This window comes from Vibrio sp. M260118, from assembly GCF_036533755.1.
In the GTDB taxonomy this organism is placed as follows: domain Bacteria; phylum Pseudomonadota; class Gammaproteobacteria; order Enterobacterales; family Vibrionaceae; genus Vibrio.
Window position 1 is genome coordinate 1 of sequence record NZ_JATABG010000220.1, and the last position, 5929, is coordinate 5929.

6 protein-coding genes and 2 pseudogenes are annotated in these 5929 nt (G+C 45.0%); 2 read left to right on the forward strand and 6 right to left on the reverse strand.

Features of this window, described 5'->3' with window-relative positions:
* The 5 genes from QTO00_RS13175 to QTO00_RS13195 form a co-directional block, all read right to left on the reverse strand.
* Positions 1–341, reverse strand: a 341-nt coding sequence (locus QTO00_RS13175; RefSeq protein ID WP_331425215.1) for a TSUP family transporter, incomplete at its 3' end; no start/stop codon positions are given.
* Between the two features lie 98 nt (positions 342–439).
* The gene (locus tag QTO00_RS13180; RefSeq protein WP_331425216.1) at positions 440–1984 is read right to left on the reverse strand and encodes a cryptochrome/photolyase family protein; all 1545 of its coding nucleotides are present in this window, start codon (positions 1982–1984) and stop codon (positions 440–442) included.
* A 227-nt stretch (positions 1985–2211) separates the two neighbouring features.
* The gene (locus QTO00_RS13185) at positions 2212–3423 is read right to left on the reverse strand and encodes an MFS transporter (protein WP_331425217.1); all 1212 of its coding nucleotides are present in this window, start codon (positions 3421–3423) and stop codon (positions 2212–2214) included.
* 9 nt (positions 3424–3432) lie between these two features.
* Entirely contained in the window at positions 3433–3612 is a 180-nt protein-coding gene (locus QTO00_RS13190; RefSeq protein ID WP_331425218.1) for a hypothetical protein, read from the reverse strand.
* A gap of 151 nt (positions 3613–3763) precedes the next feature.
* Positions 3764–4159, reverse strand: coding sequence for a rhodanese-like domain-containing protein (locus QTO00_RS13195; RefSeq protein WP_331425219.1), 396 nt, complete (start codon positions 4157–4159; stop codon positions 3764–3766).
* A 121-nt stretch (positions 4160–4280) separates the two neighbouring features.
* Here QTO00_RS13195 and QTO00_RS13200 point away from each other — a divergent pair, with 121 nt between their 5' ends.
* Complete coding sequence (locus QTO00_RS13200; protein ID WP_331425220.1) at positions 4281–5222, forward strand: helix-turn-helix domain-containing protein; 942 nt, start codon at positions 4281–4283, stop codon at positions 5220–5222.
* Between the two features lie 21 nt (positions 5223–5243).
* Positions 5244–5393, forward strand: a pseudogene (locus tag QTO00_RS13205) (PLP-dependent aminotransferase family protein); the annotation flags it as partial.
* 66 nt (positions 5394–5459) lie between these two features.
* Here the strand turns inward: QTO00_RS13205 and QTO00_RS13210 are convergent.
* Positions 5460–5929, reverse strand: a pseudogene (locus QTO00_RS13210) (YjiH family protein); the annotation flags it as partial.

The window sequence follows — 5929 nt, forward strand, 5'->3', positions numbered from 1 at the left end:
GCTACGGCAAACAACACCAAAAAGCCGAGCCAAAGAGCAAGTAAGTCCGTCGACACCATCACCAACAGCACGCCACCCGCGATGGAGCCTGGTACTCGACCAATCAACGCCATTTTAAGGCCGCCGATCTCTACACTTGTCCTATGCTTAAACGCATTTAGCAAGGATATAAATAGTGCAACTAAGCAGATAGGCGCGGGCACATAGTCAGGAGAGACTAAAAATAACAGAGGTGCAGCGACAATGGCTAAGCCAAACCCGATTGCGGTTTGAACAAACGAACCAAGAAAGATTAAAAACGCAGCAGTAAGAGCTTCAGGCGTGATCCATTCAGCGAACATGTTATCCAAATAGTTGACTAAAAAAGTATCTCACATACTACTCTTAATCCAATGATTTACCATCGAATTCTATACTTACAGATGCCTTCGAAAAAACCTTACAGACTATCCAATTGACTAAGATATTGCTGTGCAGTTTCAAGTACTTCTTGCTGCTGCATCTGTTCGAGATTATCCCAAGAACGATAAATAACGCCAGTCCTAGGGTTCTTGGTTAACAACTCTCGATTTTTAACCATAAAGCGCCAGTACAAGCTATTCATCGGACAAGATTTCTCTCCACTTTTTGATTTCACATCATAGTGACACGCTTTACAGTAATCGCTCATCCTATTGATGTAAGCGCCGCTAGCTGCATAAGGTTTGGTACCAACAACGCCACCATCAGCAAACAGCGCCATACCTCTGGTATTAGGCATCTCTACCCACTCTATCGCGTCAACATAGATGCCCAGATACCAATCATCAACTTGATTTGGATCCACTTCACTAATCAAACAGAAGTTTCCGGTCACCATTAGACGTTGAATATGATGTGCATAGGCGTAGTCTAGTGATTGCCCTATCGCATTGCTCATACAGGCCATTTTCGTTTTACCTGTCCAGAAAAAATCCGGCAGTGCATTCTCTGCTTCAAGATAGTTCAGCTGCGAATAGTAGGGCATATTGACCCAGTAGACCGCTCGTATATATTCCCGCCACCCCAAAATTTGACGGATAAACCCTTCAACCTGTGAGATATCGATGTCTGGATTTGCAGAATAAGCGCTCAACGCAGCATCAATCACTTCCATTGGATGAAGCATCTTTGAGTTAATAGAAAAGGATAGACGACTGTGGTTCAAGCTCCATTTCGAGCTATGTTGAGAAGTCATTGCGTCTTGAAATCGACCAAAATTAGGTAAACAGACTTGGCAAAAATAAGCGAGCAAAGATAAGCTCTGATTGCGATTAATTGGCCATAGCAAGCTATCAACAGATTGCCCTATCGTTTTAATTCGATGTCGCTTCAATCGTTCTAAAATAAGATTCATCGGATTGTCGAACATCAAAGGCGACGGTAACTGTTCAATATCTGCCGACTTAAGCTTATTCCGATTATTCGCATCGTAATTCCACTTTCCGCCAAATGGCTTACCATCTTCCACGAGAATATTGAATCGCTTCCTCATTTTGCGATAAAAGTGTTCCATCACTACGTGTTTTCCAGCGGAAAAGTAGTCGTGAATCTCTTCGAATGGCAGCAAAAAATGTTCACTTTCAACCATTTCGATTTCACATTCTTGGAGCACGAGGCCATCAAGCATCTTAGCCAACCGATATTCGTCAGGTCGTTGATACTGAAAACGCTTAGCTTGCGCATCCTCTACATATCTATTGAGTAAATGGCAAAGGTCATCAAAATGAACAGTATCATCCAAGGTTAAGTGCAATACCTGATGCCCTTCTTCTTTCAACTCATGGGCAAACATCTCCATCGCAGCGAAGAAGGCACATACTTTCTGAATGTGGTGACGCGTGTACTCTGCTTCTTGGTGTAGCTCAGCGACTATATAGAGCACTGAATCATCTACGCTTTGGAACCAAGAATGCTGACGATTTAACTGATCGCCCAAAATAAGCCTCACGGTATCAAACTTCACTGTTTCCTCCTTTGCGTCAGCACTTGTTCCACTTACTGATGAACTCACCATTGGGGTCATATCTCTTTGTTGGTTAGCCAGAATCTTAACCAACAGCGCACAATTTGGACAGTAGGGGATATCTGTTTTAATTGGACTTGGGGTGTTCTAACACGGCGTTGGACGCATTTAATTCGTCAAGTCCAATATACGTAAATGAACAGAAAAAGAGTCAATCCACACCACAACTAAGCCGCTGCTATACGTCTAACAGGCTGATCATTAATCGGCAAATGAATCAATGCGGCAGCGAATGCGAGTGCAACCGTTGACCACCAAATTGGGTCATACGAACCATAGTAATCGTAGATTCGTCCACCCGCCCAAGCACCAAGAAAACTTCCGACTTGGTGGGTAAAAAACACCAAACCATACAAGGTCGACAAATATTTAGCGCCGAAGATCTGGCGAACCAAGCCTGATGTTAGTGGCACTGTACCCAACCAACAGAAACCGATCGCCGCACCAAATATTGCTGCGGTATGCTCAGTAACTGGTAGAGTTACGAACGCACCGATCACTATAGTCCTGACTATATACAGAGCTGACATTACATGGCGCTTATTGAATCTATCACCCATTACACCCCAAAAATAGGAGCCAAAGATATTGAAGATCCCCACATAAGCTAGCGCCATTGCAGCTGTCGATGCAGATAGATGTTTATCAGCAAGATAACTAGGCAAGTGAGTGGCTATAAACATCACATGAAAACCGCAGACAAAGAAGCCTAAATGAATCAACCAATAGCCTTTGTGCGCGAATGCTTCTTTAAGTGCTTGCTTAAGTGTTTGGTTGTCGTCATTAGCATTGCCAGTAGATTGAGTGGCTGAAGCTTTACCGCTTTTCATAAATAGTGCAAACGCAATCATGGCACTACACAACATAGCGAAAGCCTGTAACGCTCCTTGCCAACCAAAATCACTGAGCAAGGTTTGCGCTCCCGGAATCATGGCAAACATGCCAAACGATCCCGCTGCTGTCGTTAAGCCAAACGCTTTCGCCGCATGCTGCGCTGGCACAACTTTAGCTACCGCGCCAAGAACGATCACATAACTGGTCGCGCTCAGTCCAAGCCCCACTAGCACTCCTAGCGAAAGGTAGAGCATACTCGGCTCAACCGCCACTGACGTTAGGTAAAGACCAAGTCCATAAGAGATTGCTCCAGCGATGATAATTTTCTTCGCACCAAAGCGATCCGCTGCCATACCAACAAACGGTTGGAAGACACCAAACAACAAGTTTTGTAGTGCAATAGCGAAGCTAAAGAACTCTCGACCTGTTTGAAAATAGTCTGAGATTGGCATCATGAAAATACCAAACGACTGCCTGATCCCTAGACAAATAATCAGAATGGCTATCCCAAGCCAAACTATTGGAGGAAATCGAAAAATGCTCATAGCAAACCTTTAGTGATGATGGTGATGAGAATGGTCGTGACCGTCGCCCGTCGTTTGGTGGCAACCGCTGTTAATTGCCTGTTGTGCCAACAGCTCCAACAACTTGGGGGAGTTGTGAACCGCAACCAAACATAAAGCGAGCAACAAGGTCATTCTCACTAGCTGAGCAAAAAGTGATTGAGAAAACATGATTCATTATCTCAGCATGGGTTAAAAAAGAGCGCGAAGTTTAGAGCCTCGCACATGATGACTCAAATGATATTTAGACAAATGAACTATGCATGTACCGCATAGTTCATAGAGCCCTATTCTCTCGTTCTTGCGTGGGTTCCGCTGCTCTTTAACTAGGCACAAGCTCAAAGCCCTCATCTAACCAACCAGTAACCCCACCAATCATCTTCTTCACCGGACGTCCCAATTTTGCCAGACGAATCGCCGCCTTCTCGGTGCCATTACAATGTGGCCCTGCGCAATAGACAACGAACAAGGTATCGAGCGGATAATCAGCCAATCGCTTTTCATTTAATCTTGGCTGGGGAATGTTGATCGCGCCATCAATGTGACCTTGTTCGAACAACACCTCTCCTCTGACATCGACTAAAACAAAATCTTGAAGGCCATTGGTCAGGGCATGGTGGACATCCCAACAATCGGTTTCGAACCTAAGTAGTTTTTCAAAATGTTCAACAGCTTGTTGGCTCTCTGCTGCGGGTACACGAGATACGGCACTGGTCATAACTTCTCCTTGTTTACCTATTGCTCACATACATAGTGCTACTTATAGTTGAGTTTATAAATTGGCTTAAAAGACAATTATCGTTAATAATGAGCCAGTGTCATTTAAATAGGGAAATGAGATGAAACGCATCGCGATACTTGCCCACAAGCATGTGACACTATTTGAAATGTCATGTGCCATCGAGCTGTTCGCACTGCCACGACCTGAATTTGATTCGTGGTACGACACTGATGTCATTACGTTGGAAAGCTCGGACATTCACACTACTGGTAACATTACTTTGAGTGCTCAATGGGTAAATAGCCTCGAAGAGTACGACACACTCGTTGTGCCAGGCTGGCCTACATGGGACTACGAGGTACCTAGCAAAATAAAACATGAAGTCATCCGCTTTGCCAAAGAAGGTAAACGGGTACTTACTCTCTGCTCCGGTGCTTTTTTGCTAGCAAAGCTTGGGTTACTTGACGGTAAGACGGCAACAACCCATTGGATGTACGAACAGAGTTTTCGTGATCAATTTCCTAACGTCCACTACAAACCCGATGTACTGTACATATTTGACGGCAACATCGGCTGTTCTGCGGGTAGCGCGGCTGCACTTGATTTAGGACTAGCAGTAATTCGGCATGACTTTGGCTACAGTATCGCCAATCAGGTAGCAAAGCGCTTAGTGGTCTCCACGCACCGATTGGGCGGGCAGGCCCAATTTGTCGATACACCAATACTCGAAGTGCCCAACAACTTTTCGTCAGCGCTCGATTGGGCCAACAGCAACTTGGACAAGAGTATTAGCATCAGTTGCCTAGCCGAAAAAGCAAGCATGTCGCGACGAACTTTTGATAGGAAATTTCGTGCCAGTTTCAATCTATCACCGAAAGAGTGGCTCATTCAGCAGCGGGTAGAAAGAGCAAAAGGTCTGCTAGAAGTCGAGCCTCACTCTATCGAACGATTAGCCAATATGGCAGGCTTTGAAAACGCCACCACGCTACGCCATCACTTTCGCCGTTTGGTCGGAGTGTCACCGCAACAGTACCGCAAACAATTTGGTGATTCTGAATAAGTCGTCACGCAGAGTGTCGAACAGAATCAACTCGATGTTCGGCTTGGTCACCTATTTACCACGCTCGATTTATATAGTGAATGCATTCGAATCAATATGGGCTATCCACTACAAGGGCAAGCGAAGCAGGATCTTGACCTACTCATCAAGCTCATAAAGCAAGCGTGCTAGCTGACAAAGAAAAAGCCCGACAAACAGCTATTTGTCGGGCTTTGAGAACAGAATGATTGAGTTCGATTAGAAGATCGCGTGTGCCACTAGAACAATAATCGGTAGCGTCACTAACGTACGTAGTAGGAAAATTGCCACCAATTCTAGGAAGTTAATTGGCACCCTACTGCTTAAGATAACTGAGCCAGTTTCTGACATGAAAATCAGCTGAGTAACAGACAGCGCTGCAACAACAAACTTGGTTAAATCCGCATTCACCGATGACGCAGCGATGATTGATGGGACGTACATATCAGTGAAGCCCACCAGCATAGTTTCTGCCGCTGCAGCTGCTTCTGGTACATTAAGCAGTTCTAGTAGAGGTACAAACGGCGCACCCAGCATAGAGAACAGTGGCGTTGCTTCTGCAACCACTAGGCCTAGTGTACCAATCGCCATAACAACAGGAAGGACACCAAACACCATATCAAGCGCGTTATGCACGCCTTCTTTAGCCACAGAGCCTAAGCTTTTTACTTTATCGGCACGTTTAAGGG

Excerpts from the sequence above, each read along its gene's own strand:
- QTO00_RS13185 (WP_331425217.1), bottom strand. The coding sequence starts at position 3,423 with ATGAGCATTTTTCGATTTCCTCCAATAGTTTGGCTTGGGATAGCCATT.
- QTO00_RS13190 (WP_331425218.1), bottom strand. The coding sequence starts at position 3,612 with ATGTTTTCTCAATCACTTTTTGCTCAGCTAGTGAGAATGACCTTGTTG.
- QTO00_RS13195 (WP_331425219.1), bottom strand. The coding sequence starts at position 4,159 with ATGACCAGTGCCGTATCTCGTGTACCCGCAGCAGAGAGCCAACAAGCT.
- QTO00_RS13200 (WP_331425220.1), top strand. The coding sequence starts at position 4,281 with ATGAAACGCATCGCGATACTTGCCCACAAGCATGTGACACTATTTGAA.